This window comes from Pectobacterium carotovorum (genome assembly GCA_016415585.1).
GTDB classification, from domain to species: domain Bacteria; phylum Pseudomonadota; class Gammaproteobacteria; order Enterobacterales; family Enterobacteriaceae; genus Pectobacterium; species Pectobacterium carotovorum_K.
The window spans coordinates 3,821,470-3,847,377 of sequence record CP066552.1; the positions used below are offsets into that span (position 1 = coordinate 3,821,470).

Here is a 25,908-nt window from a genome sequence, read left to right on the forward strand (position 1 = left end):
TGTGGCAAGGGAGTAGGACAGCGCCCTTGCCAGCAGCTTTTTTTCCTTCCAGCAAACGCATATCGTCCTCGTAGTTTTGTAAATTTTTCGTAAAGAAAAACACGACACAGCCGATAATAGTCGGAGAATTGACTTATTTCAGGAGGAAGTGATGTCCATTACAATGAATACGGTGTCAAACGTAACAGCGACGGCCGCTGCAGCCAATAAGCCTGCAGCGAATAAGGCTTCATCTGATACAGAGAGTAAAGCTGCCTCTACCGCCAATACGGGTAGTGGTGCTCAACAAAAAATCGCTGCAATACAAAATCAAATCAAGCAACTGACTAACAAGCTAAAAGAGCTGGGTACATCCGCCCAAAAAGCGGAAAGCGAAGCCGAGCGTAAACTCATCAAACAACAGCAGCAGATGATTCAGGCGCAGATCCAAGCGCTCTATGCCGAAATTGCCCGCATCCAAAAAGAAGAAGCGGAAAAGAAAGCGATGGAAGAAGCATCAAAAACAACATCACAACAAACTGAAAATAAAGACAAAAAAGGCGGTGTTGATATCTACGTCTAACAGCAATATCTGACGCATTCCCTTCTTTCTTTCTCTCTCTTTCCTGATTGATACATTTTGTTACATGAGCTATCAGGAAAGTGAGTATTTCATGTTTCATTGCCAACAATATCCCCTTCGAGAAAGTGCTTAAATTACCGATATAACGGCTTGTACCCCGAATAATTCGGGTATATCGGCATCTTTTCAGGAGGGAAAATGTCAAACACCATCAGCAGTATCAGCGTATCGACAACAACAGCAAGCAGCAGTAAAAGCAGCAACACCTCAGAGCAGCAGATTGCGCAGCTCACCAAGCAGGTTCAGGCGCTTACCAAACAGGTCACTAAACTGACCGAATCCGCTTCCAGCGCAGAAAGCGACGAAGAACGTAAGCTGATCGAACAACAACAACAGGCAATTCAGGCACAGATTCAGGCGTTACAAGCACAAATTGCCCGCTTGCAGAGTGAAAAACCAGAACAGCAGTCTGATTCCTCTGCTCCGACTCAAAGTGCTAAACAAGAAGGCGTTAACCGCCCGACAGAAGACAACCAGATTAATATCTACGTGTAGTCTGCGTCAGGGATGGGGTAGCCAGTAAACGTGAAAGGTCGCTTCATTGAAGCGACCTTTTTTCATCGAGGGTTACGACAGGAAATGGATAATCAGGGACGGGGCCGTTTCAGCGGCGTGACCAACCCTTGCAGACCTTCTATCTTGATTGCCAACGTAATTTGCATCAATTCCCCTAAGCGACCTTTAGGAAATTCATCCTTGCGGGAGAACCACAGCAGGTACTCTTCCGGTAAATCAATCAGCACTCGCCCTTTGTATTTACCAAACGGCATCTGCATCCTAGCAATGTCTATCAGGTCTTCTTTTTCCATCCGTTTACGCCCCCAATAGTCGGATCATTTCCGCCTCATCGATCACTGGGATCCCCAATTCTTGCGCCTTCGCCAGTTTAGAACCTGCGGCTTCACCAGCAATCACCATATCGGTTTTCTTCGAGACGCTGCCGCTCACTTTTGCCCCTAACGCCGTTAGCCGATCTTTGGCTTCATCGCGGGACAGAATACTCAGCGATCCGGTCAATACTACGGTTTTCCCCGCAAATGGGCTGTCGATCTCTTCAGCATTGACCACCTGAACCTCAGGCCAGTGAATGTTGATGCCTGCGGGATCGGTCAGCTCGCGGATCACGGTTTGGTTGTGCTCTTCCTCAAGGAAATGACGCACATGCGCGGCAACGACTTTACCGACATCCGGCACTTCCAGCAGCGCTTCTTCATCAGCAGCAAAAAGCGTTTCCAGCGAACCAAAATGGGCAGCCAGATTAGCCGCCGTCGATTCGCCAACGTCGCGGATCCCCAACGCATAGAGGAAACGCGCCAGCGTGGTGCTTTTCGCCTTTTCCAGCGCATTGACCAGATTCGTCGCGGATTTCGGCCCCATACGATCCAGCCCCATCATGATCCCAGCGCTCAGACGAAACAGATCGGCTGGCGTCTTGACGTACTCTTTTTCCACCAGTTGATCGATGATCTTATCGCCCATGCCTTCCACATCCAACGCGCGACGAGAAACAAAATGCTTCAGTGCCTCTTTGCGCTGGGCACCACAGATCAAGCCAGCGGTACAGCGCGTGACGGCCTCGCCTTCTACGCGTTCAACGTCAGATCCACACACGGGACAAGCAGTAGGGAAAACGATCGGCCGCACCGTTTCTGGCCGTTCAGATTCCACGATACCGACGATCTGCGGGATCACGTCCCCCGCTCGACGCACAATCACGCGATCGCCAATCTGCAAACCTAGCCGTTCAATTTCATCGGCATTATGCAGCGTGGCGTTGCTGACGATCACGCCAGCTACGGCGACGGGTTCAAGACGCGCGACGGGCGTAATCGCGCCAGTCCGCCCAACCTGAAACTCGACATCGCGCACCCAGGTCAGCTGTTCCTGTGCCGGGAATTTAAAGGCCACCGCCCAGCGAGGCGCACGAGCAACGAACCCTAACCGCTCCTGCAGCTCCAACGAGTCAACTTTGACAACGACACCGTCGATATCAAAACCTAACGAACTGCGGGTCTGCTCAACCTGACGATAAAAATCAAGCACCTCGGCCGGACCAGTGCATAGCTTAATTCTGTCGCTAACCGGCAGCCCCCACGCCTTGAACTGCATCAGGCGCTCCCAGTGGCTGGCGGGCAGCACGCCGCCTTCCAGGAGACCAACGCCATAGCAGAAGAAGGTCAGCGGACGCGTAGCCGTAATTCGCGGGTCAAGCTGGCGCAGCGATCCGGCAGCGGCGTTACGCGGGTTGGCAAAGACTTTACTCCCCGTACGGCGAGCTTCTTCGTTCAGTTTTTCAAAGCCGCTGTGCTTCATAAACACTTCGCCGCGCACTTCAACACGACGCGGAATATTGTCACCCTCAAGGCGCAGTGGAATCGCCGCAACGGTACGAATGTTACTGGTGATATTTTCCCCAGTTGTGCCGTCCCCGCGCGTGGCCGCCTGTACCAAAACGCCCTCTTCATACAACAGGCTGACGGCTAACCCATCCAGTTTCAGCTCGCAGCAGAATGTCAGATCGTCACCGTTTTTCAGCCTGTCGCCAATTCGCTTGCTGAAGGCCAGATAACTCTCTTCATCAAATACGTTATCCAGCGATAACATCGGCACTTCATGACGAACCTGTTCAAATGCCGCCAGCGGTGCCGCGCCTACGCGCTGCGTCGGAGAGTCGCTGGTCACCAGCTCGGGGTGAGCCGCCTCTAACGATTTCAGTTCCTGCATGAGTTTGTCATATTCGACATCAGGAATTTCGGGCGCATCTTCAACGTGATATTTGTACTCGTGATGGCGTAAGACCCGGCGCAACTCCGCTACCCGCAGTGCGGCCACATTCACTTCGGCTGGTTCTTTCTTCACTGGTTTCATACCTGTTTTATCTGACGTGTCGCCCTGTCGGCATCGTGATTGTTATGATTCTCGCCCGTGATGTGCCAGAGCGAGAATCATTAGCTTGCGGACTAACGGCCTCATGATGATTCGAGCACCGTCAGTTTTATTTCATTTAAGATTTAGACGTGTTGGCTTTAATTGTGTTGATGATGTTCGTCGTGGAGCAGCCATCCTCAAAGTTCAGGACTTTCACTTCACCGCCGTTGGCCCAGACTTCTTCACTACCAGCGATTTCATGTGGCTGGTAGTCGCCACCTTTAACCAGAATGTCCGGCAGAATGCTGGCAATCAGACGCTGCGGCGTATCTTCTTCAAACGGCACAACCCAATCGACAGCTTCCAACGCACCCAGCACGATCATCCGCTGAGGCAGCGGGTTGACGGGACGGGTCGGCCCCTTCAGACGCTTGGTTGAGGCATCGCTGTTTACCGCAACGATTAACCGGTCGCCAAGTTTGCGAGCGTTTGCCAAGTAAGACACATGTCCGGCGTGCAGAATATCGAAGCAGCCGTTAGTCATCACAATCTTTTCGCCACGCTGACGCGCCAGTTCAACAGCATGTTTCAGCTGCTCTTCGGTCATCACACCAAATCCGGTTTCGGCACGACCGCGGATAGCATTTTCCAATTCAATCGGCGTGACCGTTGACGTACCCAGCTTGCCAACGACGACGCCTGCGGCGGCATTCGCCAGAAAGCAGGCCTCTTCCAGCGGATTACCCGCCGCCAGCGCAGCGGCCAACACACCAATAACAGTATCGCCCGCACCGGTCACGTCATACACTTCCTGCGCCTGCGTCGGCAAATGCAATGGCGCTTTGCCCGGCTGTAGCAATGTCATCCCTTGCTCGGAACGGGTGACCAGTAACGCGGACAGATCGTAATCAGCCACCAGTTGCATACCGCGCTCAACCAGCTCTTCTTCCGTTTTGCAACGTCCTGCTACTGCTTCAAACTCAGACAGGTTCGGCGTCAGCAATGTCGCGCCACGGTAGCGGGAAAAATCCGTGCCTTTCGGGTCGATCAACACCGGAACACCAGCCGCTTTTGCCGTCTGAATCATGGTTTGCACATGCGCTAACGCGCCTTTTGCATAGTCAGACAGCACCAGCGCGCCAATTTTTGGCAGCGCTAGTTGAATACGCTCGATAATCGGCTGAGGATCAATCCCCTCAAAGCCCTCTTCGAAATCCAGTCGGATCAACTGCTGATTGCGCGACAGCACGCGCAGCTTGGTGATCGTCGGGTGCGTAGGAACAGCGACAAAGTCACACTTCACATTCACTTCACCAAGTTTGGCATTCAGTGCGCGAGCAGCATCGTCAATGCCCGTTAACCCCACCAGACGCGAGCCTGCGCCCAATGCAGCAATGTTCATGGCGACGTTCGCCGCGCCGCCAGGGCGCTCTTCGATCGTATCAACCTTGACCACAGGCACCGGTGCCTCTGGTGAAATTCGGCTGGTCGGCCCATACCAGTAACGATCCAGCATGACATCACCCACCACTAACACACCCGCTTGACGGAAATCAGGCAGCGTCACTTTCATCCTCTACTCCAGGCTTATTTCGCATAATGCGCGTAATAATATCATAGGCACGTATCATTACACGTCACTGCCGCACGGCTCTTCACCGCACAACACATTTTGAGATATACCCTAAATAATTCGAGTTGCATGACAAAACGTTAACGTTTTGAACAACGCAAAGCGTTGGCCCGCAGGGGCGAGGCTTAGAAATGAGCCGAGTATCGCCAACGCGCATGCAGCTTGAAGTATGACGGGTATAGGAACTTACGCCCCCACTAACCACTTATTCCAACTCACCAGTACCTGCTCCCGCTCAGCAACAAACCGATCTTTGCTGACCCGACCGGACAGTTCCTGCAAGGCCAGATGGTGCAATTCATTGCGCATGGTGACGTAGGCCAGCTTGAGCGCGTTGGCTTCACTCTCTTCCATCACGCCATATTGCGCCATCAGCTCCAGAATACGCACATTGTCTGACCAACGGGTCAAACGCGGTTCCTGAGCGGCGTAACGTAGCATCAGATACTGGGCAATGAATTCAATGTCCGTAATGCCGCCCGCATCCGTTTTGATATCAAAGAGTGCTTTATCTTTGTTCGCCAGATGCTGACGCATTTTTTCCCGCATTTCTCGCACTTCGGTTCGCAAAGTCTCCGCGTCACGCTCAGCACATAGAATATTGCGGCGGATAGACTCAAAGGTCTGCTGCACGCCGCTTTCGCCGTACACCATACGCGCGCGTACCAGCGCCTGATGCTCCCACGTCCATGCCTCATTGCGCTGATAGTCATCAAACGCTTCTACTGTACTCACCAACATACCCGCAGCGCCCGATGGCCGCAGACGGGCATCCACTTCATACAAAATGCCTGATGACGTCCGGGTGCTAAACAGATGCATCACCCGCTGTGCGAGGCGCAGATAAAACTGGCGACCATCAATACTGCGTTCACCATCCGTCATCACGTCCGATGGACAGTCCAACAAGAACACCAAATCCAGATCGGAGCTGTATCCCAGCTCCCAGCCGCCGAGTTTGCCATAGGCAATCACGGCAAACCCACGGCCTTCACGATGCTGCAAATGCGACGGCTGACCATAGCGTGCCACCATCTGCCCCCACGCCTGTTGAACCACAGCCGCGATAATCGCTTCCGCCAAATACGTTAAGTGATCGCTCACTTTCATCACGGGCAGTACGCCGCCGATATCTCCAGCGGCGATACGCAGTTGCTGCGACTGCTTGAACTGGCGAACCGCTTCCAACTGCTGTTCTTCGTCATCCTCAGGGACGCGCATCAAATACTGACGTAGCTCATCGGCATACGCGCCCGGTGCCGTCGGCTGATACAGCGTTGACGCATCGAGCAATTCATCCAGCAGCAAGGGATAGCGTGCCAGTTGGCTGGCAACCATTGGCGACGCCGCACACAGGCGAATCAGTTGGCCGAGCGCAGCGCGAGACTCCAGCAGCAGTTCGAGATAGGTGGTGCGTGTGACTATCCCCAGCAGCAGAGGTGTCAGACGAGACAGCACCGTATCCGCTTCCTGACGAGCGCAGACTTCCGCCAGCAAACACGGCATGAGCTGATCCAGCACGTCTCGCCCGCGCGGCCCTATCGTGCGTTTCGCTACATCGTGACGGAATTCCACAATCGTCCGCATCAGCTTTTCACGCACGCTTTCCGAGAGATGCGGCGTCAGCGGAGCCAGTTCGCCGTCATCCAGCGTGTCCTGCCATAGACTGCTATAGCTGCCATGTTCGGGGATATCATTATTGTCCGGCACATCATCGCCAATCAGGTCATCAAAGACGTGTCGCACCGCCTGCATATGCTGTTCCAGCATGGATTGCAGCGCGTCCCAGTTGTCGAAACCCATTCCCCATGCCAGCCGCTGCTGATTCAGCTCATCACCCGGCAAGGTTTGCGTCTGCTCATCGGCAATGGCCTGCAACAGGTTCTCCAGACGGCGCAGAAACAGATAAGAGTTACTGAGATCGAGCACCTGCTGCGGGGTCAGTAACCCCAAAGTTCCGACATGCTGGAGCGTAGGCAGCAGCGAACGCCCTTGTAATCCCGGTTCACGTCCACCACGAATCAGTTGGAAAACCTGCGTGATAAATTCGATTTCACGAATACCGCCCGCACCCAGCTTGATGTTATTGTGCAGATCTCGGCGACGCACTTCGCGGGCAATCATGCCTTTCATATTCCGCAGCGACTGGATCACACTGAAATCGATATAGCGACGGAAGACAAAGGGCTTCAGCGTACGGCGCAGTTCCTGACTGTAAGCATCGTCCATTCCCCCCATCAGGCGCGCTTTGACCATTGCATAGCGTTCCCAGTCGCGGCCTTGTTCCTGATAATAATCTTCCATCGCCGCAAAGCTGAGCACCAAGGGGCCACTGTCACCAAAGGGACGTAGCCGCATATCCACACGGTACACAAAACCATCGACAGTCGGCTGATCCAGCACCTTAATGAGCCGCTGCCCCAGACGCGTGAAGAACTGCGCGTTATCCAGCTCGCGCCGCCCGCCTTGCGTATGACCATTTTCGGGATAGACGAAGATCAGGTCGATATCCGAAGAGAAGTTAAGCTCTCCCCCACCCAATTTTCCCATGCCAAGAATCAGCAGAGGCTGAGCCACACTCTGTGCATTGCAAGGTGTACCCCACTCGCGACAACAGGCCTGATATAGCCAGCTTCTAGCCGCTACAATCATCACCTCAGCCAGTTCACTAAGCTGACGCAGCGTGTGTTCTGTCGTACTGGTTTGCAGCGCCTGTGACCACGCAATTCGTGTCAACATATGTCGGCGAAACCGTCGCAATGCGGCCATCAACGCATTTTCATCGTTAACATCGGCCAATGCATTGCTCAACCAGTCGGCGTAGTGCTGCCACTCTTCGGGCTGCGGCGGTTGCTGATGAATCCCTTGCCACCAGTCAGGATGCAGCGCAAGCGCATCGCTGACAAAATCGCTCAATGCCAGAACAGCGGCATCGCTGTCCGTTATCGGTTCATCAGGTGCGGCTTCCCGCAAACGCGACAGAGCACGCTGAGAGTGTTCCGTCAGAAGCACAGGTAAAGCGGGCAAAGGAAGTATCGACATGGGGGTTCCCTTGATGCGCCGCCTATCTTCACTGACAAGCGGCAGTTAACGGTTACTGTGATGGTCCGCCGCTATGTAGCCAGAACGGAGACAGGGTTAGTACCTCTTTACGGTAGGCTTCCAGATACACAGAAGGCGCCTTCCCGGCAGCAAGCTGCTCAATTTCGTGCAGTAGTGCCTGCCAGTGTTTAACGTAGGCTTCCACTTGCTCCGCCGGATAGGCACCGGATAAGAGAAGAAAAGCGTAGATATTACGTTGCAGGCGAGGAATCTGCTGTTCGTACTGCGCTTCCGTCAATTTAGAAGAAAAGGCACTTTTCAGCTCCGCAGTGCTGCGGCTTAGCATAATGTCGGCAAAGCGTTTGAACGATCCCTGTAGCTTAATGCGATCTTTATTATCCATATAATCCCGCCAGCCAGACTCGACCAACCAGGAAGTCAGTACTAACTTACTTTGCAGGTAGTCGGTGCTGTAACAGACGTCTGCACCGCTGGAGCTTTGTAACCGAGACTCCAAAGTAGCGAGAGCCGAACGAAAAAGCGTGGTGACTTTGCGTAATACGACTCCACTCACCAGCACCAGCATTTCCCGCATCAACGCGCTGGCCTGTGGCAACGCTTCACGAGCAGAAGGATCCCCTCTGACCCACAGTTCTTCATGGTATTGCCAGTGGTTCAACGCCAGTTCCAGCGCCGCACGGATGGCCTGATCGATAGTGGCTTTTGGATTGACAACTAATCTATTTAGAGGAAGGCACTCGCGAACCGGGTTACCTTTAGCCAGATGGTATCCGCGCGCGGCCTTACTGAGGCTACCCTGCCGCATACCGCCAAACTCCGCAATTTCCTTTGCCAGTTCCAACAGATGGGTAGTCTGCCCCAGCTTAAGCTCCATCTCTAGCTCGCACAGCGGTTCGCTCAGATCCCCGGCGCGAATCTCGCCGCGATCTAACGCAACCTCAATCACGCTTTGGTAGTAAGTAAACACCCACTTCTCTCGCGTAAAATCCGTACTAAACAGCGGTTTGAGTGACGGTTGTAACAAGGCAACATCACACTCTTCCGGCCAGATTTCCGTCGGAAACAGGCTGAGATCCAGCTCGGCTTTCTCCAGTTCAACGTTATATTCAGGGTGTTGATGTAGCCCGCCAATCGCCTTACCAGCCGTCTTCGCCGTCATTTCGTAGCGTTCATTTTCACCGCGAATACGCAGACCGATGCCGTTGCAGCGCAGATAGTTATCCGCCGTTTCATAATAGGTATTGCTCAGGCGCTGAGCGCGCATGTGCTCATACTGGCTGTAATCACTCTCCCAGTCAGTCAGTTGCGTCAGCAGCGATTCAACGCTGTCGGGATGAACAATAAACTTCAGTTCAATTTCTTCACTCATAGCATTCATAACACCAAGACCGCGTTCATTATCATGTCAGTAAATAACATTTTACTTCACCTTACTACTCTTACCGCACACACTCTTTTTCACCTGCGAACAAGCGCGCATTTCTTATGCAAATCTGTCATCAGCTGCGCGGTTTTACCCCGCTTAAACACGCTGCACGCCGCCTTCTAAGAACCTATCCAAGTAGGCGCTATTGGGGCAAAATAGCCCTAATGAGACAGGTTCTAAGACTGTTCTCATTTCGGTTTATACATTGCCTCGTCAGACTTAAGCCTCTACTATCGGACCACCATTAACGCAACATGATGATCTTATGCAGAAATTAGGCTTACTCTGTTTTACTTTATTTTCTCTCACGCTGAGCTGGACCGCACAGGCGGAAGAAAAACGCTACATTTCCGATGAGTTATTGACATATGTCCACAGTGGGCCGGGCAATCAATATCGTATCGTCGGGACAGTGAATGCTGGCACTGAGGTTACGCTACTCAGCGTTAATGAAAGCGCTGGCTATGCACAGATCCGTGACGATAAAAACCGTACAACCTGGATTCCTCTCGACCAGCTTAGCAATACGCCGAGCCTGCGCACGCGGGTGCCGGAGCTGGAAAATCAGGTTAAAGACCTGACTGACAAACTGAATAATATCGATCAGACCTGGAACCAACGCACCGCTGATATGCAGCAGAAAGTCGCTGCTAGCGATAGTGTTATCAATGGATTACGCCAGGAAAATCAGGATCTGAAAACTCAGCTTATCGTCGCACAGAAGAAAGTCAGCGCGGCGAATGTCCAGCTTGATGATAAGCAGCGCACCATCATTCTACAGTGGTTTATGTACGGTGGCGGCGTTGCTGGCATAGGCTTGCTGCTGGGTCTGCTGTTGCCGCATATCATCCCGCGTAAAAAGAAAAATGACCGCTGGATGAGCTAATCGGAATACGTGCCTGCGAGACGCAGGCATGAGGTTGCTGACAAAGTCCGTAGAGCGGGAGCAACGGATAGACCGTAAAGACGCTGTAAACACATCCCTGTGCGCTCGGCTTGCGCAGATATGAATCTCATCCATGAGATTCACCCTTTCAGGGCCGTCGCAAGCGACGTTCAAAAGCGTTCCTGACGCTTTTGTCCCTGGCGCAAACGCTTTACTCTTCTATTCCGTTACTCCCGTTTTCGCTCGACAAATTAGGTTTGTTAACGGTCCGGCGCCTGCTTCTTGCAGGCATTTTTCTTTGCGGCCAACGCAGCGGCGCAAAGATGATAGTATGTGGTGAAGTATTGGTTATTGATTCAGGAGCCCGACATTGAAGATCTACCTTGTCGGCGGCGCTGTTCGGGACAGCCTGCTGGGTTTACCCGTCACCGAGAAAGATTGGGTGGTGGTCGGCGCAACGCCGGAGAATCTGCTTACGCAGGGTTACCAGCAGGTTGGAAAGGATTTTCCCGTCTTCTTACACCCCGTTAGCCGCGATGAATACGCTCTCGCACGTACCGAACGCAAATCTGGCAAAGGCTATACCGGGTTTGTCTGCCATGCTGCACCCGATGTCACGTTAGAGCAGGATTTGCTGCGCCGCGATTTGACCATCAATGCCATTGCCCGCACCGAGCGGGGCGACCTTATCGATCCCTATCACGGCCGTCGCGATCTTGAGAATCGCCTGCTGCGTCACGTTTCCGACGCATTCAGCGAAGATCCGTTACGGGTGCTGCGCGTCGCCCGTTTTGCCGCGCGTTTTGCTCATCTCGGCTTCCAGATTGCCGAAGAAACCATGGCGCTGATGCAAAAAATGGCGCATGAGGGCGAGCTGGCCTACCTGACACCAGAGCGCGTCTGGAAAGAGACGGAAAAAGCGCTCGGCACGTCATCGCCAGATGTCTATTTTCAGGTGCTGCGAGACTGCGGCGCGCTGGCCGTGCTGTTCCCTGAAATCGATAACCTGTACGGCGTGCCAGCTCCCGCCAAATGGCACCCGGAAATCGATACCGGCATTCATACGATGATGACAGTGGCGATGGCCGCTCGCCTCAGCCCTGAGATTGATGTACGTTTTGCCACGCTGTGCCACGATTTAGGGAAAGGGCTGACGCCCCCTGAACTCTGGCCGCGTCATCACGGTCATGGCCCCGCGGGTGTCAAACTGGTTGAAGCACTGTGCCAGCGCCTGCGTGTGCCTAACCCGATTCGCGATCTGGCAAAGCTGGTTGCGGAATATCATGACCTGGTTCATACCGTGCAGGTGCTGCAACCCAAAACCCTGCTGAAGTTATTTGATGCGATTGACGTCTGGCGTAAACCACAGCGTCTGGAGCAGTTAGCGCTCACGAGCGAGGCCGATGCCAGAGGCCGTGCCGGTTTTGAAGAAAACCCTTATCCACAAGGTGATTACCTGCGTGAAGCCTTCCGCGTCGCCAGTCAGGTCAGCAGTGCGGCCGTCGTCGCCGATGGTTTTAAAGGGATTGACGTGCGTAACGAACTGGCACGTCGTCGCATTCATGCACTGGCAGACTGGAAAGCACAGCAGCCGGATAGCTCGGGCACGTCCTGAAACAAAGAGGCCACGCTAATGCGTGGCCTCTTCTCTCTATAACGGTCGACCTAAAATCAACGTTCTCAGTCTTACATAAACACCATGTAAACCACGCCCGCGACGATAAAACGATAAATCGCGAACGGGACAAACGAGATGCGTTTGATGATTTTCAGGAAGGTTTTAATCGCAATCAGCGCCACAACAAACGCCGTCACGAAGCCCACGGCAAACATCGGCACATCGGCCAGCGACAGGAAATGCCAGCTTTTATACAGATCCAGAACAGTCGCGCCCATCATCATGGGAACCGCCAGAATAAAAGAGAACTCAGAAGCCGCATAGCGGCTGACGCCCATCAGCATCCCGCCGGAAATGGTTGCCCCCGAGCGTGAAAAGCCGGGCCACAGCGCCAGACATTGAAAACAGCCAATCATAAATGCCTGACGATGCGTGATGTCATCCAGCCCGACAGCACGCGGCTGTTTTGGCTTGAACCATTCCGCCGCTAACAGCAGGAAGCCGCCGATCACCAGCGCATACATCACGTTCTGTGGATAAAACAGCGACTTGATGAAGTCATGAAAAATCAGCCCAAGCACCACTGCGGGAATCATTGCCAGTAAGATGTGCGTCAGTTTCAGACGCCCGGAGGTTTTCCCCTCGTGCGGAACTTCGCCGAAGTGAATCCCTATCAGACCAAAGAGGCGACGCCAGAACATCACGACAACAGCCAGAATCGAGCCAAGCTGAATGATCACTTCAAATGTCTTGGCTTTCTCATCAGCAAACCCTAACCAATGACCAACGATAATCATATGCCCCGTAGACGATACGGGCAAAAACTCGGTCAGTCCTTCGACCACGCCAAGAATAAATGCGATTAGCAATGAATGCAGGTCAGTCATCTAAAAATCCTTGCCTCTAATAAAAACGAAAATGCAGCGCACAAAAAAGCGGCTGCGTACTTCCGCGAGCCGCTACACACCCTAAATAATTCGAGTTGCAGGCAGGCGGCAAGCGAACAAGTCCCGATGAGCTTACTCAAGTAAGTGATTCGGGTGAGCGACAAATCTGCCATAGGCAGATTTGAACGCTGCTTGCAGCGGCCCCAACGGGGCGAGGTCCACGTAAGTGGGCCGAGTAGCGCAGCCAACGCACATGCAGCTTGAAGTATGACGGGTATAACTGGCTTATAGACTATTTGGGTTACGGTTTAGTTGCACGTAAAGCCGTATTTATTCTGTTAAATCAGATTTATCGCGTGCCGCGCTCAATAATGACGCCAACCTGACGCGCCTGCGCGACGGCGCCCGGCTTGCTGAGCTTGATCCGCAGCCAGGGAATCGAGAAGCGCTGCATCAGCATGCGCGCAACTTCTTCAGCAACGCGTTCCACCAGCGCAAAACGCTGGTTTGCCACGTGGGCAATCACCGCCTCGCTGACATCGGCATAGCTCAGGCAGTCATTAACATCGTCACTAGCGGCTGCCTGACGGTTGTCCCAGCCCATTTCGATATCGAACACCAGTTTCTGCTGGATGGCCTGTTCCCAATCGTAAACACCAATAGTAGTGATTACAGTAAGTTCTTCAATAAATACGATATCCATCACGCCATTCTCTGTTTTTGTCGCTGTCGGATACCACTTCCGACGGAATATGCGTATTATCCACAGATGAGAAGAGTAAAACGACCCTTATTAAACGTCTCTCTATACAAACTAAACGGAATAGCGTTATGAGTGTTACCGCGCTTGGTATGATGTTAATCGCGTATCTGTGTGGCTCTATTTCCAGTGCGATTTTGTTTTGCAGAATTGCTGGGCTACCCGACCCGCGTCAGCATGGTTCTGGGAACCCCGGAGCCACTAACGTATTGCGTATTGGCGGCAAAGCGGCCGCTGCAACCGTATTGGTGTTTGATGTCCTGAAAGGCATGCTGCCAGTCTGGGCCGCTTACGAGCTGGGCGTTCCCCCGCTGTATCTCGGGTTAACCGCTATCGCCGCCTGTCTCGGCCATATCTATCCGGTCTTTTTCCACTTTCGCGGTGGCAAAGGTGTAGCAACCGCTTTTGGCGCTATCGCCCCAATCGGCTGGGATCTGACAGGCCTGATGACCGGCACCTGGCTACTGACCGTGCTGCTGAGCGGCTATTCCTCGCTTGGCGCGATTGTCAGTGCGCTCATCGCGCCGTTTTATGTCTGGTGGTTCAAGCCACAGTTTACCTTCCCCGTCGCGATGCTCTCTTGCCTGATACTGATGCGTCATCATGACAATATCCAACGCCTCTGGCGCGGACAGGAAAGTAAAATCTGGAATAAGCTGCGTAAGAAGAAACAACCGGAAGACGAACAAACCTCCCCCGAAGAGTAAGGCAAAAAAATTCCCGTTTTCACGGGAATTTTTTTATGAAGTATATCCCTAAATAATTCGAGTTGCAGGCAGGCGGCAACGCAGTGAATCCCTAGGAGCTTACTCAAGTAAGTGACTGGGGTGAGCGAGGACAAATCGGCTTAGTCGATTTGAACGCCGCTTGCGGTGGCCCTTCAGGGCGAGGCTCAGAGAGGAGCCGAGTATTGCCAATGCACATGCAGCTTGAAGTATGACGGCGATATTAGAATCGGCCGATGGCGGCAAACTCCTGCGACTGCACTTTAAACTGTGACATACTTTCTGCCAGCAGGCGCGCCTGATCTTCCAGTGAGCGCGTGGCCGCGGCGGACTCTTCTACCAGAGACGCATTTTGCTGTGCGACTTCATCCATCTGCGATACCGCCAGATTTACCTGCCCAATGCCATTACTCTGCTCACGCGTTGCCGTTGAGATCTCACGCATCAGGGACGTCACGCGGGCCACAGCGTCAGAAACGTCATTCATCGTTTCGCCCGCCATTTTCGCCATAACGGTGCCTTCACTGACGCGACTTTGAGATTCTTCCATCAGCATTTTGATCTCTTTGGCCGATTGCGCGCTGCGCTGTGCCAGACTGCGGACTTCCCCCGCCACCACGGCAAATCCACGCCCCTGCTCACCCGCACGTGCCGCTTCAACTGCCGCATTCAGCGCCAGAATATTGGTCTGGAACGCGATGCCGTCGATCACCGCCAGAATATCGCCAATGCGTGCTGAACTGCTGGAGATCATCTGCATTTTCTCAATCATGCTCCCCACGGTTTCACTGCCTTTATTGGCAATGTCGGACACATTTTGCGCCAGCGAATGCGCTTGCTCTGCACTCTCCGCGTTCAGCGTCACCGTAGCGGTCAACTGCTCCATGCTGGCTGCGGTTTCTTCCAGCGAGGAGGCTGACTCTTCCGTACGCGCGGCTAAATGGGTATTGCCGGAAGACAGTTCGCGCGCACCGACGTCAATCTGCATACCGGCATCACGGACGCGGCCCACGGCGGTTGCCAGCGAATGCTGCATGGCCTTCATCGCCTGAATCAGGCGGCCAATTTCATTATTGCCGCCATCGGCGATGCGCTGAGTCAGGTCGCCGCGGGCAATAAACTCCAGTTGGCCGACCGTCTCTTCAAGCGGAGATAAAATGGAACGCTTCAGTGCGATCCAAGCAGCTAACACCAGCAGCAGAACGAATACACAGGCAATACCGATAATCGTCAAACGCTCGAACGCAAAGCTTTCAGCTTCTGCGAGCATGCTTTCACCCACTTCAAGGCCAAAGTCGCGGAATTCGTTCGCCACCTTATCCATCTTAACGCTGAGCGGCGGTAGCACATCCTGTAACAGCACGTAATAGGCTGCAATATCACCACGTTTCAGCGCATCCACCATCGGCTGAACGCCAAGATTCATATACTGTTCGTAATTGGTTTCAACCTCTTCCGCCATTTTGGCGCCACGTTCCGTTACGGTGCCATAGGAAAGAAAACGCGCCATTTCTTTGTGGGAGAGCGCCGTATAAGCCTCTGCTCGTACTACCGACGCATTCGCGAGATCGATCAGTCCGTTTTCCATCTGACGGGCAGCCAATGCCGATACCGTTCTTGCACGCAGCGAAGCGGTATAGCTCCCCGCCAGCGCTGTAACTTCTTTACCCTGAATCTTGTCGATTGTCGTCAGCGAAATGATTCCCTGATTGATTGAGGTGATACCGATTCCGCACACCAGCAATAAAAGCAGCACCATCGTTCCCAACAAAGCAATCAAGCTCGTCTTGATTGTGATATTTCTTAACATTTTCGTTTCCCTGGAATTACAAATGATAAATAAATGCGGAGAAAAGCTCTGCATAACGTGATCTTGATCATGTTCCCTATCGGTAACAAACCTGCTTTCTTTAAAGAAACTTTAGTAACGAAAGTATTTTTAGTTAAACGACTCACACAGGCGCATAGCACCTCGGTACGCTAAAAATCGGCGACATCAAACACTTTTTGGCTATAATGACGACCACGCTATTTCAGGTTTAAGAGAAGGAAACCGACATGAGTCTGAACAATGTCCCGGCGGGTAAAGATCTGCCGGAAGATATCTATGTAGTGATTGAAATTCCCGCGAACGCCGATCCGATCAAATATGAAATTGATAAAGATACCGGTGCACTGTTTGTAGACCGTTTTATGTCTACAGCCATGTTCTACCCATGCAACTACGGCTACATCAACCACACGCTGTCTCTGGATGGCGACCCGGTTGACGTTCTGGTTCCGACCCCATATCCGTTGCAACCAGGCTCAGTGATCCGTTGCCGTCCTGTTGGCGTGCTGAAAATGACTGACGAAGCGGGCGAAGATGCCAAGCTGGTTGCCGTTCCGCACAGCAAGCTGACTAAAGAATACGATCACATTAAAGACGTTAACGACCTGCCTGAACTGCTGCGTGCGCAGATCGGCCACTTCTTTGAACACTACAAAGATCTGGAAAAAGGCAAGTGGGTGAAAGTTGAAGGTTGGGATAACGCTGCTGCGGCAAAAGCCGAGATCGTTGCTTCCTTCGAGCGCGCGAAAAACAAATAAGCGCCACGCATTACTCACTCAAGATATAGCACGATCAAAAACACCGCCTTACGCGGTGTTTTTATTTATGGCGACCATGACTTGATTGGCTACTCGGCCTCAAGCCTCTTCTTCATCTTCTTCGCTGCGCTTTAGCCAGTCACCGCTGGCAATACGCGTCAGCCCTACAACAGGGTGTTTGTACAGATAGATCCAGGCACTGCCCAGAGGAGTACGAATCAGCTCACGTTGGTATTCGTGGCCGTCTCGCTTTAAGGCATCCAGCTCTGTCAAAATCGACGAACTAATGCGATAGACCTCACAATGGATTTCTCCATCACCGGGCACGACTGCCGGATAATGGCCGAGATCGTACAGCTCGAAACCCGCAAGCTGACAGTCCCCTAACCATTGCGCATTTGTCATCCAATGACTGTTTCCCTGTTTGCGTCGTAAACTGCCGTAAACAATAATTCGCATCGCTAGAACTCAAACTGATAGAGCACATCTAATGCCTGGCTAATTCCAGACACCGCTTCCAAGTATAGTTTTGGCATCAGGCGATAACGTAGCGTTAACGTTGCCAAAGAATCGAATATGCCAACACCATATTTTACTTGCAGACCCGGAAGGACGTAGCCGCTGACGACAACTTGAGAATTATCGCCAACACCCTGTGTATCCAGAGCTAAATTACTTACGCCAAAGGCCTCGCCGATTTTACCCACAACTTGACCACTTTGTGCAACCCCTAAACCGACTAACATTGAGGTCATTGCCGAGCTATCTGCTCCGCCGCTGTCCAAACCCTGCCCACGCAGCAGATAAGAGAGCGCTTCCTGCTGTGACATGGCCGGATCGGAGAAGACTTCCAGCTTCGGTATCGCGGCCATGCCAGTGACGCGCACGCCGGCAATGACGTCATTCGCCGTGTTGTCTGGGTTACGAATGGCTTCGATATTCAGGATCGGCTGATCCGGTGGTCCAGAGAACAGAATCAATCCTTTGCGGACGATCAGATCCTGCCCGTAGGCTTTAAAGCGGCCAGACGGAATGTCGATCTGGCCGTTCAGCCCTAATCCACGCTCGTCCTGAACCATTTTCAGGTCGCCCTGTAGGCGAGCCGACAGCCCGAACGCATCCAGTTGCACATCATTACCAACGCGGATCGTCAGGTTGCTGTTAATCGGAATCGCGGCGCTAGCTTTCTTCAGCGGCTGACGTTGGGCATCCAGCATCACTTCATCCGATGATACCGCCACCGCACTTTCCGGCATGTCTTTAACGACAATGCGCGCCCACGGAATACTGACCGATCCGTTTAGCGCAAACAGCTGCGGCGTGGCCTCGAAGACAATATCCGGCGAGACATCCAGCCGCGCCATCGGCGGAATCGTCACCCGCAGTTTCTGGCCTTTCGCGGCAATTCGCGCACGCCAGGCATCTGGCCGCGACCAGTCTGCGTTCCCGCCGAGGTTCAACTGCCCGTTATTCGTTTTCAGGAAGCCTTGCAGCGTTGACGACATCCCACTGAAATTCACCGCCAGCCGCCCGTTGGTCAGATCGATCGGCATCCAGTTGCCATCAATATCTAACCGCTCCAGCACCATTTGACCGAAGAGTTGAGGGCGCGCCGCATCCCCCGCCAGACGCAGGTTCGCATTCAGTATCCCCGCCGCTTTTTCTCCTTTACTCAACGCAGGGTTGAGCAACGCCAGCGAAATAGTATTGATCGTGACATTGCCGCCGAGATTGCGCCGTCCCTGCGGATCGGTTACCTGAATATCACCGCTGAAACGCCCGTTTTCGCGAATCGCCATCAGCCAACCAAGCTGCGCCCGCCCGCGGTCGAGCCCGGCATTCAGTGTAAAGGTATCAAAATCAATCGGTAGCGTGTTGCCCTGCATCTGCTGGCGAACGCTCACGCCGTTACCTACCAGCGATACTTTCGCCTGCGGTAAACCTTGTCCCGCCTGCCAGCTAACATCAGCACCACCGGTAAACGTTCCGGCCAGTACCGTATCCGCCGTCAGAAATGGCTTTAACATCGCGAGATCGAAGCGGTTCAGTCGAATACTCGCCTGCCCACTCGGCCCGGCTTCAATCGCCTTCGGTACGCAAAGCTCAGCATTCGGATTACGCCAGCAGTGCGTGCCGATAGTGATTTTCTGCTGTGTATTCAGGTAATCCAGCGCCATATCCTGCGTCAGACGCCATTCCCCCACGGGGGTATCAAAACGGGTATTGTTTAACGTGCCGCGCCAGCGCTGCTCCTGACGATCGAAGCTGCCTGAAAGCGCCAGTTGCCCCGCGACCGGCTCACCTTGCATATTCAGCCGAAGCTGATGCTGTTTCTCATTCCCACTGGCATCCAGCGTTAGCAGCGTAATACTCAGGTCATCCTGCTTCAGAGATTCTAGACGTACGGCCAGTTTGCCCTGAATCTGCTGCTCAGAACGTACATCGCCTTCCACTCTCACCCGGCTAATCGTCATCGCCTGCCAACGCAGACCGGAAGCGGTGATATCCGCCAGTATCTGCGGTTCACGCAGATTACCGCGCAGTTTGAGTGTACCGATGGCGCGTCCTGCCAAACCGGGCAACATGCCGTCCAGCGATGGTGCATTGATATCTGCATCCAACTGCCACTTGTCGCTCAGGTCACCTTTGACGTTCAACTGGTTGCGGCCTAATGCCAGATTCAGCGCGGGTATTGTCCACTGCCCCGCCGCATTGCCGCGCAGTTCGCCTCTGGCCGTGAGCTTATTCGCTTTCACGTTGCCATCTAGCCGCAGTTCTGACACCTGTAATTGCCAGCTTCCGCCATAGACACTGCCTCGCGTCGTTATCTTGCCGTCTATTTTCGCAGGCCATTCAGGCCACTGCTGCGCGGTATTAATCCCGTTCAGCAGCAGCTCACTACGCCAGCTTATGGCTTTGCTCCAGTCGATAAGCGCACTCAGGTCAGCATTTCCCTGCAACGCCGCCAGCCGCAGACGACTCAGCGTAAACTGCTGTTCGTTACCTTTGCCATCCAGCAACAGCGTTGCGGGAGGCATATCCGCCCCAGTCAGATCGCCGCGCAGCGACAGCGCGTAGTCCGTCGCCTTGCCATTAAAACGCAGCCTGACGTTATCAGCCTGATACTGTGTTGCGCCCGTCAACGGCCAACGAACGCGTTCGGTTTGCAGCGTCAACGCCAGCGGCAGCCCGGCTTCCGCCAGCTGAGTTTGCAGCTCCAACTGCGCACGCTGCGGCCCCGACAGGTTCAGCGCCACATTCAGCTGTTCGCGCAGGCCGCCATCAACCGTCAGTTTCAGCTTCTCGCCTTTGAGCGGATCAATGTTTAGCACGCCGTTTGCTGTCAGCGAGACAGGCCAGTTATCGCTCAGTGTCGCTTCACCGCGCACATTCAATCCACCCTGTGGCGATTGCACGATCAACTTGTCCAGACGCAAATGCTGTTGCAGGGTCGATGCCTGTACGAAAAGGTTATTAATCAAAATGTCCTGATCGCCCGTCAACCGCAGCTGTTCACCGTGAATCTCGACAATGTTCAGATCCAACGGCAGCGTGAACTGCGGTAAATCCGGTAACAGCGGTTTGGAGAATAGCTCACTCAGGCGTTCACCCAGCGGCTGTTCTGGGACTGTCGGCTTATCAGAGGCGCTTTCCGTTTTTGACGTCAGTATCGGCGTCGTCGTTGTCGCAGCCGCGACCGTATTATTTGCCTCGAGTACTTTATCGATCTTAAGCGTTTGCGATGAGCCTTGTTCGGCCGCTTCACGCACGCTCTGCGCCGTTTCTTTAATAACGGACGTCATTTCCGCCGCGGTCACTTTGCCATCTTCAAACACATCGACAGGGGTTTTCGGCAAGGCCACCAGCAGCGCGCTGATTTTGGTCGGCAGCAGCGTTAAGGAGCGGCCTTCCCACTGCATTCCGGTGCGGAATTCACCCAGAGAAATCGCCGTGTCATCCACGGTAACCTGAACATTGCTGAGCGTGAGCTGGCTCAGTGAAATCGGGAAGGGTGTTGAAATTTCCGTTACTGGCTCTGAAGGCGGCGGTGGCTCTGCCGCCACAGGCAAGGCTTTGGTATCCACAACCACATCGACACGGTTTGCCGACAGGTCATTGATGCACAACTGGCTTTTACGCAGACAACCCAGCGCAAGCGACAAGTGAAATTCATCGCTCTTTATCGTCACGCCCGGCATCTCGTAGCTGACATTCTTCAGTGTTAAATCACGCCAGCCGCCGCTCACGCTGGCAATATCCAGCCCCGGCACCCCCCGTGCAACGGTGTTCAGCAACAGGTGCAGGCCTGGCGTGGTGCCCACCAGCAGTCCCAACCCAACGATTAGCAGCAGTAAGAAGGCGACGATGCCAATACCCACTTTTTTCCACCAGCGCCCTTTGCGCGCTGGCGTCGTCGGCGCGTTATCCTGCGCAGCGTTTTCTTCCGCTACCGAATCCTGGGTTTTTTTTTCGTTTTTCTCATCCATCATAATTCAGGCCCCAGTGCGATATAGAACTGAACATCGTTCTTCTTCTCTGCATCGCCGATCGGCATAGCAACATCGAGTTTCACCGGGCCAATCGGCGAGGCCCAGCGTACACCGACGCCCGTACCGGTCTTGAAGTTACTCCGTTTGATGTCATTCACTGCTTCACCTGAATCAACAAAAACCGCGCCCCACCATTTTCCCGTCACGTTGTATTGGTATTCGAGCGAGCCAGTCGCCAGCTTGGACGCACCGGTCAGTTTGCCGTCGCTGTCGCGCGGCGAAATAGATTTGTACTTATACCCGCGAATGCTGCGATCGCCACCGGCAAAGAAACGCAGTGAAGGCGGAACGCGGGAGAAATTATTGGTCTCAATCCAGCCCAGATTGCCACGCGCCACAAAACGGTGTTTATCCGCCAGCGTACGAATCCAGACGTTTTGTGCCTGAACCACGGCAAAGTCGATATCCGATCCCCAAGTGGTGTCAGAAATATCGATAGAATAGCGCTGCGTATCGCCCCACACCGGCATCAGACCGCCGCGTTGGCGGGTTCGGTTAATGCTCACGCCCGGATAGATCAGCATCGTGGTATCCGTCACGCTTGCCTGCGTAAAGTGGTCGAGGCTCCAGCGCAAGTTAATCGCGCGTTGCCAACCGCTGGAGAGATCCCAGTAGCGCGCCACGTTCAGCGTGGTGCCATCGGATTTAGTATCGTTGAGATCTTCGCGCTTGAAACCACCTTGCAGCAGGTAATACTGCTCAAGTGGGTTCTTCAACAAGGGAATTTTGTAGCTAAAATCGAGCGATTGCTCCGGCGCAGACACGCTCAGGCTGCTTTCCAGACTGTGGCCCCGTGAATTCACCCAAGGCTTATTCCAGGTCGTTTTAAAACGGGGGCCAACATCCGTGGCATAGCCAACCCCGGTTTCAATCCGGTTACGGGTTCGCGGCGTCACCACGGCTTCTAACGGCAGCACCTTGGTGCTTTTCGACTGGTCGAAATCGGGTGATACCACGACGGAATTAAACCACCCCGTCGCAGAAAGACGGCGGTTTAACTCACCGAGGTCTTCGCTGGTATACACATCGCCTTCATGAAACGGCACCAGATTTTGCAGATAATCTTCGCGGATTTGCGCGCCCTGAAAACGTACAGCACCAAAGCGATAGCGTTCACCGCTATCAAAATCGATATCCCAAAACGCTTCTCTCTTTTCCTGCATCACGCCCAGCTGGCTTTGCAGGAAACGCGCATCGAAATAGCCTTTGCGTAATGACAAACCGTTCAGCCCGCTTTTAAAGCGATCGAAATCGCCATGGTTCAGCACAGAACCGATTTCCGGGCGATCGTCTTTAACCAGCTGTTGGTAGTCTTTATCGTTGTGTGCGCCGCCGCGCAAAGTGATGTTCACCCCGGCAATTTTTACCGGTTCACCGGGAGTGACGGTGGCAATCAATACGGGTCGTCCGCCATTAACGGCAGGCCGGAATTCGAAACCAATCTGTGGATCGTAGTAGCCGAGCGCGCGCAATCCCTGACGGATCGCTTCATCGACGCGTGAGCGGAAACGCCCGTCGGCATTAACCTCATCGACCGCAATGGTAGATAAGCGCGCCCGTACATTCTTTTGTAACTGCCCTTCCAGCCCCATGACTTGCAGACGCACATTCGCCGCCTGGCTCTCTGGGGCCAGCATAAGCAGCGCGCACATCAGGCCAAGAACCCGGTATCGTGGCGCACCGCAGCCAGCAAAGCTATTTTTTTGTCCTGCGATGCCTTTTTGCCCGGTAACGCTTTTTTTTCCAATGAAACTTTTCGTTGAGATGAAAATAGTCACTGAGCTCCCTGATAAAATCGGTCTGTCGCCTAAAACCTATAGCATGGCTTTTATCACTTCGCCCGCCGCATTGACGGCCGTCGTTGTACGCTTACCTGACAATCCGCCACGCAGCGCCGAAATCTCCTACCAACTTTGCATGATATTAGTGATAAATACTAATTTTCCACCTTAAGAATAGATTTTCACCTGCAAACATCAATATGCGGCATTACAGATAAACATTACCTTAACATTAAACACCATGAAGATATAAAGACAGCCCCCTGCTTCTTGGTTATGCTTTCCATGAAAGCGGGTTATTTACCCAGTCTAGCTGGAGTTAACAACGTGATGAGTTCAATTGATAAAACACAGCGGATTACGCAATCCGATGCTCTACCGGGGCGTTCCACCCCCATGCCCGTCGCCAGGCTGCATGTCGTTCATGAACATTCCATGACGCATGTGCCGGACCCGATGTCTGTCGCTATTTTCGCGATGGGCTGTTTCTGGGGCGCGGAGCGTTTGTTCTGGCAACAGCCGGGCGTCTACAGCACCGCAGCAGGTTATATCGGGGGCTACACGCCTAACCCGACCTACCGTGAAGTATGCAGCGGGCAAACTGACCACGCCGAAGCCGTGCGCGTCGTTTTCGATCCTGCGGTGATCAACTATGAGCAGTTGCTGCGGCTGTTCTGGGAAAATCATGACCCCGCGCAGGGTATGCGTCAGGGTGGCGATATCGGTAGCCAATACCGCTCTGCTATCTATACGCTCACGCCCGAGCAGGAACAGGCGGCACAGGAAAGCCTTCAACGCTTTCAGCAGGCGATGAGGGAGAGCGGCGACGGCCGTGCTATCAGCACAGAAATCGAGCCTGCGGGCCCGTTCTATTATGCGGAAGACGACCACCAGCAATACCTGCATAAGAACCCGAACGGCTACTGTGGGTTAGGTGGCATCAGCATCTGTCTGCCGCCTCCGCGTTGACTGCTGGCGGTAATTTCACCGCTCCTGCTATAATGCCCCCGAACCGGGCTAATCCTCGCCCGGTTATGACCTTCAATAATGATCATAATGTGTTCACTTTTATGTGCTCACCTTTCTGAGGATCGCTGCGTCAATCTCGGCTCATGCGAAAACTTACCTAAAGTAAAAACTATGTTAAACAGTCTATTACTGATTCTTTTTCTTATTGCCATCAGTGCGTTTTTCTCGCTGTCCGAGATTTCGCTGGCGGCGTCCCGTAAAATTAAACTCAAACTGATGGCCGATGAAGGAAACCTCAACGCCGATCTGGTGCTCAAGTTTCAGGAAACGCCGGGCATCTTTTTTACCGTGATTCAAATTGGTGTCAACGCCGTCGCGATTCTGGCTGGTATCATCGGCGATGCAGCATTTTCCCCCACGTTTTCCATGCTGTTTGAACGTTTCATGTCACCCGAAGCCGCAGATAAAGCCAGCTTCATCTGCTCATTCGTACTCGTCACCAGCCTGTTCATCCTGTTTGGCGATCTCACCCCGAAACGCATTGGTATGATTGCGCCGGAAGCCGTAGCGGTCCGCATAATCAACCCCATGCGCTTCTGCCTGCTCCTCTTCCGTCCGCTGGTTTGGATCTTTAACGGTCTGGCTAACGTCATTTTTCGCCTGCTCAAGCTGCCAATGGTGCGTAAAGATGACATCACATCCGATGATATTTACGCTGTGGTGGAAGCCGGTGCGCTGGCTGGCGTGCTGCGTAAACAAGAACACGAACTGATCGAGAACGTGTTTGAGCTGGAGTCCCGTACCGTGCCGTCTTCGATGACCTCACGCGAAAGCGTGGTCTATTTCGATCTGCGCGAACAGGAAGACAGCATTAAGGAAAAGATCGCTCAGCAGCCACATTCCAAGTTTCTGGTTTGCGATGGCACGATCGATCAGATCGTCGGCTACGTGGATTCCAAAGACCTGCTGATTCGGGTGCTGGGAAACCAAAGCCTGACGCTCAGTAGCGGCGTGCAGATTCGTCCTGCGCTGATCGTGCCGGATACACTGACGCTGTCCGAAGCGTTAGAAAGCTTTAAAACCGCGGGCGAAGATTTCGCCGTCATTCTGAACGAATACGCGCTGATCGTCGGCATTATCACCCTTAACGACGTCATGACCACGCTGATGGGCGATCTCGTCGGTCAGGGAATGGAAGAGCAGATTGTCGCGCGCGATGAGAATTCCTGGCTGGTTGAAGGCGGTACGCCAATAGAAGACGTGATGCGCGCGCTGAATATTGATGATTTCCCGCATTCCGGCAACTACGAAACCATCGGCGGCTTCATGATGTATACGCTGCGGAAAATCCCGAAACGTACCGATGCGGTGCGCTTCTCTGGCTATAAATTTGAAGTGGTGGATATCGATAGCTACAAGATCGATCAGCTGCTGGTGACTCGTCTGGAGGACCGCCCGATTGTCTCATCAAGCGTGAAGATTGATAGCGACGATTAACCGCCAGAAGACATGCCCAACAAACCTATTTGCT

The 25,908-nt window shown here is 53.4% G+C and carries 19 protein-coding genes; 8 read left to right on the top strand and 11 right to left on the bottom strand.

What is annotated here, in order from left to right:
- Window positions 1-151: 151 nt before the first annotated feature.
- Together JFY74_17100 and JFY74_17105 are read left to right on the top strand one after the other, a co-directional pair.
- Window positions 152-562, top strand: a complete 411-nt coding sequence (locus tag JFY74_17100) for a FlxA-like family protein (protein QQG27766.1) — start codon at window positions 152-154, stop codon at window positions 560-562.
- Window positions 563-760: 198 nt separating this feature from the next.
- Window positions 761-1,117 carry a FlxA-like family protein gene (locus tag JFY74_17105; GenBank protein QQG27767.1) on the top strand — a complete coding sequence of 119 codons (357 nt, stop codon included), beginning with the start codon at window positions 761-763 and terminating at the stop codon, window positions 1,115-1,117.
- Between the two features lie 92 nt (window positions 1,118-1,209).
- Here the strand turns inward: JFY74_17105 and JFY74_17110 are convergent, their stop codons facing one another.
- The 5 genes from JFY74_17110 to JFY74_17130 form a co-directional block, all read right to left on the bottom strand.
- Window positions 1,210-1,431 carry a DUF3820 family protein gene (locus tag JFY74_17110; GenBank protein ID QQG27768.1) on the bottom strand — a complete coding sequence of 74 codons (222 nt, stop codon included), beginning with the start codon at window positions 1,429-1,431 and terminating at the stop codon, window positions 1,210-1,212.
- Window positions 1,432-1,435: 4 nt separating this feature from the next.
- On the bottom strand, window positions 1,436-3,490 hold the full coding sequence (gene ligA / locus JFY74_17115; GenBank protein QQG27769.1) for an NAD-dependent DNA ligase LigA: 2,055 nt from the start codon (window positions 3,488-3,490) through the stop codon (window positions 1,436-1,438).
- A gap of 136 nt (window positions 3,491-3,626) precedes the next feature.
- A complete protein-coding gene (gene hldE, locus JFY74_17120; GenBank protein ID QQG27770.1) occupies window positions 3,627-5,063 on the bottom strand; it encodes a bifunctional D-glycero-beta-D-manno-heptose-7-phosphate kinase/D-glycero-beta-D-manno-heptose 1-phosphate adenylyltransferase HldE in 1,437 nt (478 codons plus the stop codon).
- 246 nt (window positions 5,064-5,309) lie between these two features.
- Entirely contained in the window at window positions 5,310-8,165 is a 2,856-nt protein-coding gene (glnE, locus tag JFY74_17125; protein QQG27771.1) for a bifunctional [glutamate--ammonia ligase]-adenylyl-L-tyrosine phosphorylase/[glutamate--ammonia-ligase] adenylyltransferase, read from the bottom strand.
- Between the two features lie 52 nt (window positions 8,166-8,217).
- Complete coding sequence (locus JFY74_17130) at window positions 8,218-9,555, bottom strand: inorganic triphosphatase (GenBank protein ID QQG27772.1); 1,338 nt, start codon at window positions 9,553-9,555, stop codon at window positions 8,218-8,220.
- Between the two features lie 322 nt (window positions 9,556-9,877).
- Between JFY74_17130 and JFY74_17135 the strand changes: the two genes are divergently transcribed.
- Window positions 9,878-10,498 carry an SH3 domain-containing protein gene (locus JFY74_17135; protein ID QQG27773.1) on the top strand — a complete coding sequence of 207 codons (621 nt, stop codon included), beginning with the start codon at window positions 9,878-9,880 and terminating at the stop codon, window positions 10,496-10,498.
- Between the two features lie 370 nt (window positions 10,499-10,868).
- The gene (locus JFY74_17140; protein QQG27774.1) at window positions 10,869-12,113 is read left to right on the top strand and encodes a multifunctional CCA addition/repair protein; all 1,245 of its coding nucleotides are present in this window, start codon (window positions 10,869-10,871) and stop codon (window positions 12,111-12,113) included.
- A gap of 71 nt (window positions 12,114-12,184) precedes the next feature.
- On the opposite strand, the gene bacA is transcribed toward JFY74_17140, so the two are convergent.
- Window positions 12,185-13,003 carry an undecaprenyl-diphosphate phosphatase gene (gene bacA, locus JFY74_17145; protein QQG27775.1) on the bottom strand — a complete coding sequence of 273 codons (819 nt, stop codon included), beginning with the start codon at window positions 13,001-13,003 and terminating at the stop codon, window positions 12,185-12,187.
- A gap of 349 nt (window positions 13,004-13,352) precedes the next feature.
- The gene (gene folB, locus JFY74_17150) at window positions 13,353-13,706 is read right to left on the bottom strand and encodes a bifunctional dihydroneopterin aldolase/7,8-dihydroneopterin epimerase (protein ID QQG27776.1); all 354 of its coding nucleotides are present in this window, start codon (window positions 13,704-13,706) and stop codon (window positions 13,353-13,355) included.
- Between the two features lie 128 nt (window positions 13,707-13,834).
- Between folB and plsY the strand changes: the two genes are divergently transcribed.
- On the top strand, window positions 13,835-14,470 hold the full coding sequence (gene plsY, locus JFY74_17155; GenBank protein QQG27777.1) for a glycerol-3-phosphate 1-O-acyltransferase PlsY: 636 nt from the start codon (window positions 13,835-13,837) through the stop codon (window positions 14,468-14,470).
- A 241-nt stretch (window positions 14,471-14,711) separates the two neighbouring features.
- Here the strand turns inward: plsY and JFY74_17160 are convergent, their stop codons facing one another.
- Window positions 14,712-16,298 (bottom strand): Tar ligand binding domain-containing protein, encoded by a 1,587-nt coding sequence (locus JFY74_17160; protein QQG27778.1) that lies wholly within the window; start codon window positions 16,296-16,298, stop codon window positions 14,712-14,714.
- A gap of 248 nt (window positions 16,299-16,546) precedes the next feature.
- On the opposite strand from JFY74_17160, the gene ppa reads away from it, so the two are divergent.
- Window positions 16,547-17,077 carry an inorganic diphosphatase gene (gene ppa / locus JFY74_17165; protein ID QQG27779.1) on the top strand — a complete coding sequence of 177 codons (531 nt, stop codon included), beginning with the start codon at window positions 16,547-16,549 and terminating at the stop codon, window positions 17,075-17,077.
- 99 nt (window positions 17,078-17,176) lie between these two features.
- Here ppa and JFY74_17170 read toward each other — a convergent pair whose 3' ends face one another.
- From JFY74_17170 to JFY74_17180, 3 genes are read right to left on the bottom strand one after another with little or no spacing between them, the layout of a single operon-like run.
- Window positions 17,177-17,536: a gamma-glutamylcyclotransferase gene (locus tag JFY74_17170; GenBank protein ID QQG27780.1), complete on the bottom strand. Its 360-nt coding sequence runs from the start codon at window positions 17,534-17,536 to the stop codon at window positions 17,177-17,179.
- A 2-nt stretch (window positions 17,537-17,538) separates the two neighbouring features.
- On the bottom strand, window positions 17,539-21,567 hold the full coding sequence (locus JFY74_17175) for a translocation/assembly module TamB (protein QQG27781.1): 4,029 nt from the start codon (window positions 21,565-21,567) through the stop codon (window positions 17,539-17,541).
- A complete protein-coding gene (locus JFY74_17180; protein ID QQG27782.1) occupies window positions 21,564-23,279 on the bottom strand; it encodes an outer membrane protein assembly factor in 1,716 nt (571 codons plus the stop codon). Before JFY74_17180 ends, JFY74_17175 begins: the two co-directional genes overlap by 4 nt.
- A gap of 459 nt (window positions 23,280-23,738) precedes the next feature.
- On the opposite strand from JFY74_17180, the gene msrA reads away from it, so the two are divergent.
- Together msrA and JFY74_17190 are read left to right on the top strand one after the other, a co-directional pair.
- Window positions 23,739-24,377: a peptide-methionine (S)-S-oxide reductase MsrA gene (msrA, locus tag JFY74_17185; GenBank protein ID QQG27783.1), complete on the top strand. Its 639-nt coding sequence runs from the start codon at window positions 23,739-23,741 to the stop codon at window positions 24,375-24,377.
- A gap of 171 nt (window positions 24,378-24,548) precedes the next feature.
- Complete coding sequence (locus JFY74_17190) at window positions 24,549-25,874, top strand: HlyC/CorC family transporter (protein ID QQG27784.1); 1,326 nt, start codon at window positions 24,549-24,551, stop codon at window positions 25,872-25,874.
- The last annotated feature ends 34 nt before the right edge of the window (window positions 25,875-25,908 follow it).

What these genes read in the sequence shown, in the direction of transcription:
- JFY74_17175 (QQG27781.1), bottom strand. Translation starts at nt 21,567, where the DNA reads ATGATGGATGAGAAAAACGAAAAAAAAACCCAGGATTCGGTAGCGGAA.
- JFY74_17170 (QQG27780.1), bottom strand. Translation starts at nt 17,536, where the DNA reads ATGCGAATTATTGTTTACGGCAGTTTACGACGCAAACAGGGAAACAGT.
- glnE (QQG27771.1), bottom strand. Translation starts at nt 8,165, where the DNA reads ATGTCGATACTTCCTTTGCCCGCTTTACCTGTGCTTCTGACGGAACAC.
- ppa (QQG27779.1), top strand. Translation starts at nt 16,547, where the DNA reads ATGAGTCTGAACAATGTCCCGGCGGGTAAAGATCTGCCGGAAGATATC.
- ligA (QQG27769.1), bottom strand. Translation starts at nt 3,490, where the DNA reads ATGAAACCAGTGAAGAAAGAACCAGCCGAAGTGAATGTGGCCGCACTG.
- folB (QQG27776.1), bottom strand. Translation starts at nt 13,706, where the DNA reads ATGGATATCGTATTTATTGAAGAACTTACTGTAATCACTACTATTGGT.
- JFY74_17105 (QQG27767.1), top strand. Translation starts at nt 761, where the DNA reads ATGTCAAACACCATCAGCAGTATCAGCGTATCGACAACAACAGCAAGC.
- JFY74_17160 (QQG27778.1), bottom strand. Translation starts at nt 16,298, where the DNA reads ATGTTAAGAAATATCACAATCAAGACGAGCTTGATTGCTTTGTTGGGA.
- msrA (QQG27783.1), top strand. Translation starts at nt 23,739, where the DNA reads ATGAGTTCAATTGATAAAACACAGCGGATTACGCAATCCGATGCTCTA.
- JFY74_17110 (QQG27768.1), bottom strand. Translation starts at nt 1,431, where the DNA reads ATGGAAAAAGAAGACCTGATAGACATTGCTAGGATGCAGATGCCGTTT.
- JFY74_17130 (QQG27772.1), bottom strand. Translation starts at nt 9,555, where the DNA reads ATGAGTGAAGAAATTGAACTGAAGTTTATTGTTCATCCCGACAGCGTT.
- JFY74_17100 (QQG27766.1), top strand. Translation starts at nt 152, where the DNA reads ATGTCCATTACAATGAATACGGTGTCAAACGTAACAGCGACGGCCGCT.
- hldE (QQG27770.1), bottom strand. Translation starts at nt 5,063, where the DNA reads ATGAAAGTGACGCTGCCTGATTTCCGTCAAGCGGGTGTGTTAGTGGTG.
- JFY74_17190 (QQG27784.1), top strand. Translation starts at nt 24,549, where the DNA reads ATGTTAAACAGTCTATTACTGATTCTTTTTCTTATTGCCATCAGTGCG.
- bacA (QQG27775.1), bottom strand. Translation starts at nt 13,003, where the DNA reads ATGACTGACCTGCATTCATTGCTAATCGCATTTATTCTTGGCGTGGTC.
- JFY74_17135 (QQG27773.1), top strand. Translation starts at nt 9,878, where the DNA reads ATGCAGAAATTAGGCTTACTCTGTTTTACTTTATTTTCTCTCACGCTG.
- plsY (QQG27777.1), top strand. Translation starts at nt 13,835, where the DNA reads ATGAGTGTTACCGCGCTTGGTATGATGTTAATCGCGTATCTGTGTGGC.
- JFY74_17180 (QQG27782.1), bottom strand. Translation starts at nt 23,279, where the DNA reads ATGTGCGCGCTGCTTATGCTGGCCCCAGAGAGCCAGGCGGCGAATGTG.